Raw genomic sequence first — 12918 nt, 5'->3', positions numbered from 1 at the left:
TCATGGTTCGACAGGCTCACCACGAACGACCTTCATGGGCGCAACACTAGCGCGTCCGACTCAACCTCAGTCTTAACCTCCTGCGCCTACGGCGGCAATCGCCGAAGACAAATCCAGCTTGCCATCGTAGAGGGCCTTCCCCACGATCGCTCCCTCGATGCAAGGACCCAGGGCTTGGACCGCCACAAGATCCTCAAGTTTGGTGATACCGCCCGACGCAATAACCGGAAAGGAGGAACGTTCGACCACTTCCTGCAGCGCCCGTAGATTGGGCCCAACCAACATTCCGTCACGGGCGATATCGGTATAGATCACGGCGCCGAGTTCGCAGCCCGACACCTCCTTGAGCACATCCGTGGCCAGACGGCCGGAGACGGCCGTCCACCCCTTGATGGCCACCTTGCCGTCTCGCGCGTCGAGTCCGAGAAGAATGCGCCGGGGAAATTCCTTGCAAGCCTGCTCAAGAAAGGCACGATCCGTGAGCGCCGCGGTGCCGAGGACCACGCGCGACACGCCGGACGTCAGATAGCGACGCACGGTCTGAATGTTCCGGATGCCTCCGCCCACTTGTATCCTGACATCGACGTGCCGCATCACCAGTTCGATCTGCGGAAGGTTTCTCGGCTCTCCCTCGACCGCACCATTCAGATCCACGACATGGATGACGGCGGCACCCTGCGCTTGCCACCGGCGGGCGACGGCAGGAATGTCTTCCGAATAGACTGTCTCGGCCGCCATGTCGCCTTGCCGCAGACGGACACAGCGCCCGTCCTTCAAGTCGATGGCCGGAATGACGAGCATGCCCTATTCCTCCGTCGAACCGAACGGGAAGACCTTCATGAGCTCCTCCACCCCGTAACGTGTGAGATCATCGACGGTCACGAACCCCCAGCCATGATGGATGAAGCCGGAAAAATCCTCCGTCATCGGCTTCTGGCGTTCGTAGTAGTTCCCCACCCACAGCACATGTCCGTCCGTCGCGACGGCTTTGAGTTCGAAGCCGACAGATGCCGGAGGATTCGCGCCGAGCCGGCTGCCGACTCGCTCCTGATACACGGACACCTGTCCCAACAGCGCGGCGTCCGCGCCGACCTTTTTGGCCACATCAGCGGCGGCCTGTTCCGGTAGGACATGCGGAAGATCGGCGGACTGGCGGGCCGAGGTCGTGGACGCGGAGCTTTGCGAGGGTGAGAGAACGGTCACTCCCTTCAAATTCCGCAACCTGATCCAAAACAACTGCGTCACCTTGTCGGCCGCATAAGCCGGCACCACCACCGTTTGCCGCAATTGAGGTTCCACGTTTGACTGGACGCCGACTGAAATGTCGGAGGCTCGAGCCCCTCGCGGCGTCGACATGTATTGATTGCCCTCATCCCGTATCTGGGGAGTATGCAGCGTTCCGAACGGAAGGAGCACCAATGTGCGGATCTGATAGCGGGGCAGGCTGCTCGATTTCTGAGTCGTCACTTTGGCGCCGCTGCAAGCCGCCCCGGTCACGAGCGCCACCGCTGCAACGAGCGTCAGTCCCCATTGACGACTGCGGAGCCGCGTCACTTCCAGACCCCGAAATTCCTCATCAAACGCAATCCGACGGATTGACTCTTCTCCGGGTGAAACTGACATGCGACGACGTTGTCACGCCAGATACTCGAAGCAAAGGGAATCCCGTACGTCGTCGTCGTACCGATGATCGACGGATCTACCGGATCGACGAAATAGGAATGGACAAAATACCAGTCCGCCCCGTCGCGAATTCCATCGAACAGAGGACAGGCGGTCCGAAAATTGACTTGGTTCCATCCCATATGCGGTACCTTGACGGCCGGACCGGCCGCAAACCGCCTTACCTTGCCGGGAATGATGCCGAGCCCCTCGTGCCGACCGAACTCTTCACTCTCCGTAAACAGCAACTGCAGTCCGAGGCAAATCCCGAGAAAGGGCTTCCCGGACTGAATACTCTTTCGAATGGTCTGAACCAGGCCGTACCGCTCGAGGTTCGCCATGCAATCACCGAATGCCCCGACACCGGGCAAGACGACCCGGGTGGCATCGTCGATCAGCTTCGCGTCGCGCGTCACCACAGCCCGGTGCCCGACAGCCTCAAAGGCTTTGGAGACGCTGCGGAGATTACCCATGTCGTAGTCGATGATGGCGATCATGATCTCAGTCCCGCGTCAGTCCGCCCTTCAATCCGCTCGTGGATGCAAAGGGCCTGTACCATACCGCAATCGTCCCGATCCTGCCACTCCCATGCCCTCGCCTTGCGCCCACGCTCACCCACTCCAAACCCAATCCCCAGGCTGACTTGCCCCATCATTGTATGGTACTGTCCCCCCTCATGTAAGGGATTGGGAACGACCACCATCATGATCCGCGCAGCGATTCTCGGCGCAGGCGGGAGTGCGCTCCTACTGCTGGCCGCAGTGTGCATCCCTCGCCACCTTCCGCAGAGCCCCGCACCGCCGATGATTCCCGCCAGTTTTCACGCGAGAATCGAAAACGGGATGCTGACGCTTCGCGGCACGCTTCCCAATACCTCCAGCCTGGGAAGAATTCTCCAGGGCGCCCATGCCCGTTACGACGCCGCCCACGTTCAGATCGTCGACCAATTGACCGTGGACAGCAAGGTCTCACCGGCCCGGTGGATCGATTCCTTGCCCGCAGTGCTTCCTGTTCTGCAACAGATGAACGGACGCGGCTCCATGATCATCGATGGTCGCTCTCTGGTCCTGAGTGGAAAGGTCGCATCCGAACAGTCCAAGGTCGATGTTCTCCGGGCCATCGCCCCCATCACCGCAACCGGCCTCGAGTTGGAAGATCATATCCTGGCTTCCTCGTCGACACCTGCTGCCGCGATGCCGGCTCGACCATCGCGAGCTTCACTGCAATCGCGCCTGAACGCCGTTCTCTCCCGCAACCGGATCGAGTTCGAATCCAACCAGGCGAGTCTGACCGCCACCGGACGGGCCACATTGGATCAGCTCCTGCCCATCCTGCGCGACGCACCGCCGCAGACGGAAATCGAGATCGCGGGACATACCGACGGGTACGGCGCACCGGATTACAATCTGACCCTCAGTCGCCGCCGGGCCGAAGCAGTCCGCGATTACTTCGTGAAACATGGACTGACCCAGCGCTTCATTCCCATCGGATACGGTTCGACCAAACCCCAGTCCAATGAGCGCACACAAGCCTCGCTCAAGAAGAATAGAAGAATCGAACTGCAGGTGAAAGGGAACGGTGACGCATGATGACGCTCATCGGCCAGATCGCGGGATGCCTGATTGTGGCGGCCGGAATCGGCGGCCTCGTCGGGTGGTTCTTGCGACAACATTCCGTCCGTGCACTGGATCAGCAGATGTACGATCTCATGACCGCGTTTCAGGCCAAAGAACAGGCCTTGAGCGCGGCACAGCTGGAAATCAAATCCCGGACATCGACTGTGCAAAGCTATGAAAGCAAACTCTCTTCTGCCGAACTCCTGCTGCAGACAGCCCAACAGGAAGCAACCGCGCACGCCGAGCAGACCAAGCAAGTGCAATCCGAGTTGTCCGGCGCGACTCAGCGGATCGCCGTCCTGGAATCAGAACTGGCCGCGTCGCTCCAGCGGTCCACCGATAGCGACAAAGTGATCGCCGCATTCGAGCAGGAAGCACGTCAGGCCAACGCCGCCCGGACTGCGGCACAGCAGGCTTTGAGTCTCAAAGACGAAGAACTGTGCGAGTTGCAGAGCCGCGTGGCCGAACTCGAAGACCTCACGGCTGAGGCGGATCGACTGCGATCTCACGTGGCGGAGATCGAACCGGCTCAGGGGCGCCTCCACTGGCTGGAGGTGCAGCTCAGCGAAAAAGAAAGTCACCTCCGAACGGCGATCCACGAAACTGAGGAACAACGCGCGGCCGCGACCCAACGAGGAAGCGAACTCGACGCCTTGAGAAAACAGATCGATGAGCAGTCGCGACGCCTGCGGGAATGGGAATTCAGACACGAAAAGACCCTGCGGCAGCACGCGACAGATACGAAGCTGATCGACGCGCATCGCGAGACGATACAGGAGCTGCAATCGACGCTGGCGGAACGGGAACGGACGGCGGAGGCGCAAGCCGAGCAGAGCGCGGCGCTTCAGCGTCAGTTCGACGAACTGAGCTTGCTCTATACGACTCTGACGGCATCCCAGTCGAAGGGAAAGCAGGACGACTCGGATCGCCCGGGCTCTCGCAAACGCCAAGCCGAAATGCGTACCCCGCGAACGGTCAAGGGAGCATCGGAAAACATCGGGCGGCACGCGCCCCCTCTCAACGCTGCCGAGAGTGATCAACTCAATTTGGCGATGTCGTCCGGATCACAAGCCACTGGGTCGCGCAAGGATGACCTGACGAAGATTCGAGGTATTGATCCTACCCTTGAACAGGCTCTAAATAAGCTGGGTACGCACACTTTCATCCAGATCGCGAGATGGACGAGCACCGACATGTCTCGCGTCGCCAAGCAGCTGGCGACCCCGTTGGACCAAATCAAACGATGTAACTGGATTGCCGACGCCAAAAAGCAACACCGTGAGAAGTATGGAGATGCTCTCTGACCCGTTCCCTCCTCCGACAGACCACACCGGCTGAGATGCCCGTCAGCCTTTAAAATTCATCAAAATTTAAGAAATTCCCTTACATTTGTAGGGGTAGACCGCCTACGAAGCTTTCCGTATTATGATGTCCACGTCATGTAGCTTACATTCACTCATGAGGACGGTCTCGATGTCAGAATTCCAAGCAATCTCGAATGTTCGGTGGATCATTCTTGTATTCCTCGCTCTCATCTTCAGTTTGAACGGTTGCAATGACGTGTCGACGGCACCGGCGCCACCTCCTGGCCCAGCCGCATTGGAAATTGTCTCCAGTTCGCCGCTCCCCAGTGGCAGCATTGGTATCCGCTATAGTACGACGTTGGCCGCCTCAGGGGGGAATCCTTCCTATTCATGGAGTCTCGCGAGTGGTTCTCCTTCGCTGCCCAACGGCCTCAGTCTGAACTCCAATGGCGTCATCAGCGGCACACCGACGACCATTCAAACCGTCACACCGAGATTCCAGGTGGTGGATTCTTCAAAACCGACCCAGCAAGTTGCACAAAAAGCTCTCACGATTTCGATTAATGCAGTTCCACAACCAACGATCACCGCACCCGCAGTTCTCCCCAACGGTATCGTCGGGCAAGCGTATCCTCTCACTCAATTAACCGCTTCGGGAGGAACTCCCCCCTATACCGGCTGGACGGTGACTCCTGCGCTGCCGAGCGGACTTGTCTTTAACACCACGACAGGAACGATCAGCGGTACCCCCTTGGCTCCCAGCAATCAATCCCACACCTTCACCGTCACCGACTCCTTCTCGCCGACGCCTCAAGATGGATCAAGACAATATACGTTGACCATCACTCCAGCACCGTTGCCGTTGACTATCACGACAAACTCGCCGCTTCCGAACGGCACCGTAACAGTAGCGTATCTTCCTGTACAACTAGCGGCAACAGGCGGTACGCCTCCGTTGTCATGGAGTGTTGTAAGTGGAAATCTGCCGCCTGGCCTTCAATTGAACCAGAACACAGGCACCATCTCCGGAACCCCAACCACCCCGGGAACCTTTACTCCAACCATCCGGGTGCAGGATGTTGGGTCGCCTCAGCAATCAACTCAAAAGCCATTCTCCATTACCGTAGTCCTGCCCGGGCCACCGAGTATCACCACGACGTCGCTTCCCAACGGGTCATTCAACAGTACGTACAATCAGACCTTACAAGTTACCGGAGGGGTCTCACCTCGAACATGGGGAGTCATTTCAGGCTCTCTCCCTCCTGGCCTCGGTCTCAATGCAGCCACGGGAAATATTTCCGGCACGGCGACGCAAACAGGCACCTTTAGTTTCACAGTGCAGGTCACGGATGCTATACCGCAGTCTGATTCTCAACCGCTATCCATTACGATCACCCCACCGGCTCCTCCGCAAATCACCACATCGTCGCTCCCGAACGGCACTGTCACTCAGGCCTATCCGGCAACCCAGCTGCAGGCCTCCGGAGGGACGGCGCCGTTGACCTGGGACCCTGCGGTTCAGCCTGCCCTGCCGAACGGTCTCAGTTGGAACGCCGGTACGCATACCATCACCGGCACGCCCCTAAATGGAAGTCAGGGCACGACTCAACATGTCTTCACAGTCAGAGATTCAACAAATCCTGTACTGACGGCAACAAGGACGTTATCACTGACGGTCAATCTTCCGGCGCCGCCGAATATCACGACCACTTCCAATTCGCTGTTGCCAAATGGCACGGTTACCAAACCCTATAGCCGAACCCTCCAAGCCAGCGGAGGGACGGGATCATTGACGTGGAGCATACCGTCTGGTTCACTCCCGACCGGACTGAATCCCATCAACGAGACGACGGGTGTGATTTCTGGTACCCCTTCGGCCCCAGGAACATTCAATTTTACTGCGAGAGCGACGGACACGTTGAATCAGTTTGATGACCAACCTCTATCAATTGTGATCAATCTCCCGGCCCCGCCGAATATCACGACCACGGTGCTTCCGAATGGAACGGTTGGCAGTGCCTACAATCAAACTGTGCAGGCAAGTGGGGGAACCGGCGCCCTCACGTGGAGCATCAGTGCTGGCTCTCTACCCACGGGTTTGAACCCAATCAACCCCACAACTGGTCTGATCTCCGGCACACCATCATTTGCAGGCTCTTCCAATTTCACGGTACGAGCCACCGACACGTTGAATCAATTTGATGATCAACCTCTTTCCATAACAGTTGATCTTCCGGCCCCGCCGAATATCACGACCACTTCGCTTGAGGACGGAAAGGTTGGTCAGGCATACAACAATCAGCAGGTTCAAGCTGTTGGCGGGATCGGAAATCTTACTTGGAAAATAAGCGCGGGAGCGCTACCACCAGGGCTCGACATAGAACAGGCAACGGGGGTGATCTTTGGCACGCCTACCGATTCAGTGGGCAGCCCATTCAGCTTCACAGTAGAAGTCACCGACACGGTTCCACAATCTGATACACAGGCTCTATCCATTACGATCAATCCTTGACCGAGCATTATTCAAGTGGGGCGCCGACCGGTCCATCCTATAGTCCTATAGTGCTTCGTGCGCTATAGTGCTTCGTGCGGTTCCTTACAACAATTCGACCTAGGGATCTCCCTAGGTGCCATAGGGACCCCCCTCAAGTACCGTCACCACCGTTCTGCATCTTCTCGCTGATTATCGAGGCTGGGTTTGTGGGGGTACGAGCCCATCACATGTCTCATGAACGAACTGAATCACATCTCCCTTCGCTGGTCCTGTTGGTTTTCCATCTCTCGATAGTGACCGCCTGCAACGATGTCTCCACGGCGCCCGAACCTCCACCGGGGCCGACGGCCCTCGCGATTCAGTCGGGCTCCCCGCTGCCGAGCGGCAGCATCGGCATCCGTTACAGTACGACCCTGGCCGCCTCAGGCGGGAACCCCGCCTATTCTTGGAGTCTCGTCGGTGGATCTCCTTCGTTGCCCAACGGCCTTAGTCTGAGTTCCACCGGTGTCATCAGTGGCACACCGACGACCATACAAACTGTCACATCGAAATTCCAAGTGGTGGATTCTTCGACGCCGACCCCGCAAGTTGCACAACAGACTCTCACCATTTCGATTAATGCCGTCCCGCAGCCGACGATCTCCGCGCCTGCAACGCTCGCCAACGGTATTGTCGGTCGGCCTTATCCCCAGACTCAGTTGACAGCTTCGGGAGGAACTCCCCCCTATACCGGCTGGACTGTGACTCCTGCGCTGCCGAGCGGACTTGTCTTTAACACCGCGACAGGTACGATCAGCGGTACCCCCTCGGCTCCCAGCAATCAATCCCACACCTTCACCGTCACCGACTCCTTCTCGCCGACGCCTCAAGATGGATCAAGACAATATACGTTGACCATCACTCCAGCACCATTGCCCTTGACCATCACAACCGATTCTCTGCGATCCGGAACTCAGCTTCAGACCTATAGCGATACAGTCGTGGCGACAGGAGGGACCTCACCGCTGACATGGACGGTTGTGAGCGGCACACTGCCTCCTGGACTTCAACTGAACCAGAGCAACGGTGCAATTGCGGGAACACCCACGACCTTCGGAACATTCACCCCAGCCTTTCGAGTGCAAGATAGCGGTGCTCCGCAGCAATCATCACAAAAGCCACTCACCATTACTATTAACCAACCAGCTCCACTCAGTATTACGACCGGATCCCTCAGCAACGGTGTGTTGAGTCAGCCCTACGATCAGACCGTTCAGGCTACTGGTGGTTCAGGCTCCAGAACATGGAGTTTTCAAGGTGGCACGATCCCAAACCTAAGCATGAACCCATCGACCGGCAGGATTTCCGGTAATCCGACGCCGACAGGCAATTTTACATTTACGGTCCAGGTTACGGATGCGCTGTTCGTCGCCACGAAACAATTCACGATAGCCGTGATTCCGCCGCCGCCGCCGAGCATCATCGCGCCTACCTCGCTTCCAGTCGGCACCGTCAATGCGCCCTATCCAAGCACGACCCTTCAGGCCAGCGGAGGTGCGCCACCCTTGTCGTTCCAGCCGGTGGGTATGCCGTTCGGCCTATCGTTCGACCCGGCAACAGCGATGATCACAGGAACTCCGACCAGCGCGGGCACGGCGAACGTCACATTCACCGTTCATGATTCCACCACCCCCTTTAACCAGACCGGCAGCAAGATGTACGCCATGACGGTCAACTCGGCGCTCACGATCAATAGCGATGACTCTACTTCGCCGCTGCCGGTCGGCACAACCAGTCGCCCATATAACACCGCTCTGGTCGCATCCGGTGGAACTGGACCGTCAACGTATGCCTGGTCTATCGCAAACGGTGGATCGACACCCGCGCCTGGCTTGTCTCTGAGCTCAGATGGCCTGATCAGCGGCCAACCGACTACGACAGGAACGTTTGGCCGAACCTACCGTGTGCAGGACAGAAACGGAGTGACCGCCACAAAAGCACTCACGCTGAAGGTCAGTACTGAACTGACAATCGAATCTGATGATGTCGGTAAGCCTCTTGCCGTCGGCTTCGAAACTCAGATTTACTCGACGACGCTATCTGCTTCTGGAGGGACTCCCCCTTACACCTGGTCAGTAAGTCCTACGCTACCGGCAGGACTCTCCCTGGATACGGTCGCTGGCGTGATCGCAGGTATTCCCGAGCAAGGTACTGCTGTGGTTCCACCTCAAAAATTTCTGCTTACGGTCAGAGATTCGGTCAATCAATCAGTAAGCAAGGCGCTGACCCTTACGATCATCAGTTGCGGCTGCTGAAGAGGCTTATTTGCAGCCTCTAGCCTCGCACGAGATCGCCGACTGAACTTCTCCCTTGATCTAGAGACCCCAACCAGGCTATCAAATGAAGTTTGATTCAAGAAGGAGTTCGCATGACTTTGCTCGCAGATTCCACATATCGACCTTGGCCACTGTTAGACGGATTGTTACTAGGACTCCTGTTCTGCCTGTCGTTTGTGGCCGGCTGCAACGACGTGTCGGAGGCTCCCGCGCCGGATCCAGGTCCCGGAGCCCTGACCGTTGTCACCGCTTCGCTTCCCGACGCCACCGTCAGACAACCCTATTCCATTACCATAGGCGGATCAGGGGGCATCACTCCCTATTCCTGGGCCGTGACCCCCCCGTTGCCGGCCAACCTCTCGTTCAACGGAGCGAGCGGCGCCATCAGCGGCATGCCGGCCACACAGGGCACAACGTCCCACACCTTTACGCTGCAAGACTCCTCAAAGCCGCCGCAAACGACGCAAAAGACTCTTTCATTGAAGATCAATCAAGCCCTGGTGCCGCCGGCAATCACCACCCTGTCGTTGCCGGCGGGAACCGTGAACGCGCCTTATCCGCAGACCACGCTCACCGCAACCGGTGGAGTCCCCCCCTTGATCTGGCAGCCGGTGGGCATGCCCTTCGGCTTGACGTTCGACGCGGCCAGTCACTCCATCAGTGGAGTCCCCACCAGCAGCGGAACGGCAACTGTGACGTTCACAGTGAACGACTCCGCGATTCCTTTCAACCAGACCGCGTCCGGTACCCTCACGATTACCGTGAACGTGGCGTTGAAGATCGACACAAGTTCGCTCCCGGATGCCACGGTCAACCAAGGCTATGGACCGGTCTCGCTGAATGCTTCTGGAGGCGGCCCGCCCTATACTTGGTCCATCGTCGGAGGAGCGCCACCGGCTCCCGGTCTAGCGCTCAGTTCGGGCGGTGTGATCACCGGTACCCCGACGGCCAAAGGAGCATTCACCAACACCTATCGCCTGCAGGACAACAACGGGGCTGCAGTGACTCAATCACTGACCATCACAGTGGCTGAACTGATCATCGACACAACCGCGCTGCCCACGGGGCGGGTTGGCGAGGCATACGGACCGGTGAGTCTGAGTGCATCCGGCGGCACACCACCCTATGCCTGGTCCGCCACCGTGATCCCGGCCCTCCCGACTGGATTGCTGTTTGATCCGAATACGGGAACCATCAGCGGGGCACCATTGGTTCCGGAACTCAACGGAAGCCACGTATTCACGGTGCACGATGCCGCCGGACGAACGACATCCAAATCGTTGGGCCTAACGATCCTGGATTCGTTGACGTCGAGGTAGGAAGGAGATGTGCTGACCCGATGCTCAAATTTATGCGCGTCGACCTCTTGCAATCAGGAGCGGTCGATGCGCATAACCTACCATGCACGATCGCACGTTCATGACGTCTGGGTTGGGTACCGCGCTCATGGCCGCCGCAGCCCTGTGCGGCCTTCTCGCATGCAACGACGTATCCAAAGCTCCCCCACCCGATCCGGGACCGGGAGAACTCGCCATCGTCACGACGTTTCTTCCCGATGGAGTCGCGAGTGAGCCTTACGTGACCACGTTGGGAGGAGCGGGAGGAATCACGCCCTATACGTGGTCCGTATCTCCGGCTCTTCCCCCCAATCTCACATTCAACCAGACAAGCGGATCGATCAGCGGAACTCCCACCACGGCCGCGACGACCACCCACACGTTCACGCTCCAAGATTCTTCCAAGCCGGCGGACACCGTGCAGAAGTCTCTGTCCATCACGATCGAACCACCCCTCATGATTACCAGCACGTCGCTTCCCGACGGGCGTGTGAACGTGCCATACCCGGTCACCACGTTAGCCGCAGCGGGAGGATTACCCCCTTTGATCTGGCAGCCGGTCGCCATGCCGTTCGGTCTGACCTTCGACCCAGCCTCGCATGCCATCCTCGGTACGCCATTGACCAGCGGGACGACGAGCGTCACCTTCACCGTCCGCGATTCCAGTTCACCATTCAACAAGTCAGCCACCGCGACGCTGGGCTTGACGATCGCCCCTTCGCTGACCAGTCGATAGCTCCGCCTCGTTAGAACTCGCGACACCGGTTCACTCTCCTCTTTCCTATACCTTTGTAGGGGAGACCTCCTCACAGCCCATCCCGTAAGATGCAGTTCCGGAACGTATGGCTTCATATCTGCCGCCACAGAATTGTTGCGACAGGCAACGCATTCATATTTGCTTGGATCAAGCGTACAGGTGAATGATCTGAATAATCAGACGCAAGCATCACGCGTCAGCCGAACCGGAAGGGGCTTGTGGGCTCCATTGCTGTCGGTCATTTGCCTGGCAGGACCCATCGGTTGCAACGACGTCTCGAAAGCTCCTGATCCCGCACCAGGTCCGGGTGCGCTGGCGATCGTCTCGCTTTCGCTGCCCGACGGGCTCGTGAATCAACCCTATGCGACCACCATCGGCGGGGCGGGCGGGATCACTCCCTATCAATGGTCCGTGAATCCACCCCTTCCCCGTAGCCTTGTCCTCGATCCATCGACCGGTGCGATCAGCGGCACACCGGAAGTCGTCGGGACAACGACTCACACCTTCGCCTTGCAAGACGCCTCAAACCCGGTGCAGTCGACACAAATCTCTCTGTCGCTGACGATCAACGCCGCGCCGGCTGTACTGGCCATCACCACGACCTCTCTCCCTGCCGGTCACGTCGGTCAACCCTACAGCAAGGCGATCCAGGCCGTCGGCGGAACTCCGCCCCTCTTCTGGAGTATCACGTCAGGTTCGCTCCCGCAAAATCTGGATTTCAATCTCCAGACAGGCCTCGTCTCCGGCACACCAACCGCCGTCGGCACGTCGACCTTCACCGTTCGTGTCGTGGACACGACGGGACAAGCCGACACGCAATCCTTTTCGATCCTGATCAACCCGTCGACGCCGCCGAACATCACCACCACCTCGCCCCTGCCGGGAGCGACAGTGGGGGCGCCCTATAGTCACACCTTGGCTGCCGCGGGTGGGACCGGCACGCTCGTCTGGAGCCGTACAGTCGGCTCGCTGCCGGCAAATCTGGCGCTCGACCCCGCCGGGATCATCTCTGGCACGCCGACCGACGGCGGCACATCAACCTTCACGGTCAGAGTGACCGACGCCTTGTCACAATCCGATACACAGCAGTTTTCCCTGACGGTCAGCGTCGCACTGACCATCACGACCAATTCACTGGATAATGCCCGGGTTCGGCGATTCTATAATGAGACGCTGCAGCGCTCGGGTGGGACGGCTCCGTTCACCTGGACGGTATCACCACCGCTTCCGGCCGGACTGGTCCTAAATGCGGCCACCGGAAACATCTCAGGAACCCCGTTCTTCACCAGCAACGTGGTCTACGATTTCACGGTGCAGGATTCCACCCTGCCGACAAATCAGACCTTCACCAAATCCATCCGGCTTCGAGTCAGCAATTAGTCGGAGCGGCTCTTCGGAGCATCCTAGATCGGGTTTGACATCGATGGTTCCCC

Annotated in this window: 10 protein-coding genes; 7 read left to right on the top strand and 3 right to left on the bottom strand. The window is 58.6% G+C overall.

The genetic code is table 11. The annotated features are described in order from the left end of the window. Window positions 1-72: 72 nt before the first annotated feature. The 3 genes from hisA to hisH are packed head-to-tail and all read right to left on the bottom strand — an operon-like array spanning window position 73 to window position 2159. Window positions 73-801, bottom strand: a complete 729-nt coding sequence (gene hisA / locus P0111_08840; GenBank protein ID MDF0644125.1) for a 1-(5-phosphoribosyl)-5-[(5-phosphoribosylamino)methylideneamino]imidazole-4-carboxamide isomerase — start codon at window positions 799-801, stop codon at window positions 73-75. Between the two features lie 3 nt (window positions 802-804). Then, window positions 805-1554 (bottom strand): hypothetical protein, encoded by a 750-nt coding sequence (locus P0111_08835; GenBank protein MDF0644124.1) that lies wholly within the window; start codon window positions 1552-1554, stop codon window positions 805-807. Next, entirely contained in the window at window positions 1551-2159 is a 609-nt protein-coding gene (gene hisH / locus P0111_08830) for an imidazole glycerol phosphate synthase subunit HisH (GenBank protein MDF0644123.1), read from the bottom strand. The genes P0111_08835 and hisH overlap by 4 nt, the downstream gene beginning before the upstream one ends. A 207-nt stretch (window positions 2160-2366) precedes the next feature. Here hisH and P0111_08825 point away from each other — a divergent pair, with 207 nt between their 5' ends. The 7 genes from P0111_08825 (at window position 2367) to P0111_08795 (ending at window position 12865) form a co-directional block, all read left to right on the top strand. Further along, entirely contained in the window at window positions 2367-3251 is an 885-nt protein-coding gene (locus P0111_08825) for an OmpA family protein (GenBank protein ID MDF0644122.1), read from the top strand. Then, window positions 3248-4582, top strand: coding sequence for a hypothetical protein (locus P0111_08820; protein MDF0644121.1), 1335 nt, complete (start codon window positions 3248-3250; stop codon window positions 4580-4582). The genes P0111_08825 and P0111_08820 overlap by 4 nt, the downstream gene beginning before the upstream one ends. Window positions 4583-4751: 169 nt before the next feature. Beyond that, window positions 4752-7094 carry a putative Ig domain-containing protein gene (locus tag P0111_08815; protein ID MDF0644120.1) on the top strand — a complete coding sequence of 781 codons (2343 nt, stop codon included), beginning with the start codon at window positions 4752-4754 and terminating at the stop codon, window positions 7092-7094. Between the two features lie 209 nt (window positions 7095-7303). Beyond that, on the top strand, window positions 7304-9370 hold the full coding sequence (locus P0111_08810) for a putative Ig domain-containing protein (protein ID MDF0644119.1): 2067 nt from the start codon (window positions 7304-7306) through the stop codon (window positions 9368-9370). Between the two features lie 113 nt (window positions 9371-9483). Next, a complete protein-coding gene (locus tag P0111_08805) occupies window positions 9484-10710 on the top strand; it encodes a putative Ig domain-containing protein (protein MDF0644118.1) in 1227 nt (408 codons plus the stop codon). Window positions 10711-10792: 82 nt separating this feature from the next. Continuing rightward, window positions 10793-11464, top strand: a complete 672-nt coding sequence (locus tag P0111_08800; GenBank protein ID MDF0644117.1) for a putative Ig domain-containing protein — start codon at window positions 10793-10795, stop codon at window positions 11462-11464. A gap of 237 nt (window positions 11465-11701) precedes the next feature. Then, window positions 11702-12865: an Ig domain-containing protein gene (locus tag P0111_08795; protein MDF0644116.1), complete on the top strand. Its 1164-nt coding sequence runs from the start codon at window positions 11702-11704 to the stop codon at window positions 12863-12865. Window positions 12866-12918 lie beyond the last annotated feature (53 nt).

This window comes from Nitrospira sp. (assembly GCA_029194535.1).
In the GTDB taxonomy this organism is placed as follows: Bacteria; Nitrospirota; Nitrospiria; order Nitrospirales; family Nitrospiraceae; genus Nitrospira_C.
The sequence above is the reverse complement of the archived record's forward strand: the minus strand, read 5'-3'. Positions and strand labels throughout refer to the sequence as shown.

What these genes read in the sequence shown, in the direction of transcription:
- hisA (MDF0644125.1), bottom strand. Translation starts at nt 801, where the DNA reads ATGCTCGTCATTCCGGCCATCGACTTGAAGGACGGGCGCTGTGTCCGT.
- hisH (MDF0644123.1), bottom strand. Translation starts at nt 2,159, where the DNA reads ATGATCGCCATCATCGACTACGACATGGGTAATCTCCGCAGCGTCTCC.
- P0111_08825 (MDF0644122.1), top strand. Translation starts at nt 2,367, where the DNA reads ATGATCCGCGCAGCGATTCTCGGCGCAGGCGGGAGTGCGCTCCTACTG.
- P0111_08820 (MDF0644121.1), top strand. Translation starts at nt 3,248, where the DNA reads ATGATGACGCTCATCGGCCAGATCGCGGGATGCCTGATTGTGGCGGCC.
- P0111_08815 (MDF0644120.1), top strand. Translation starts at nt 4,752, where the DNA reads ATGTCAGAATTCCAAGCAATCTCGAATGTTCGGTGGATCATTCTTGTA.
- P0111_08810 (MDF0644119.1), top strand. Translation starts at nt 7,304, where the DNA reads ATGTCTCATGAACGAACTGAATCACATCTCCCTTCGCTGGTCCTGTTG.
- P0111_08805 (MDF0644118.1), top strand. Translation starts at nt 9,484, where the DNA reads ATGACTTTGCTCGCAGATTCCACATATCGACCTTGGCCACTGTTAGAC.
- P0111_08800 (MDF0644117.1), top strand. Translation starts at nt 10,793, where the DNA reads ATGCACGATCGCACGTTCATGACGTCTGGGTTGGGTACCGCGCTCATG.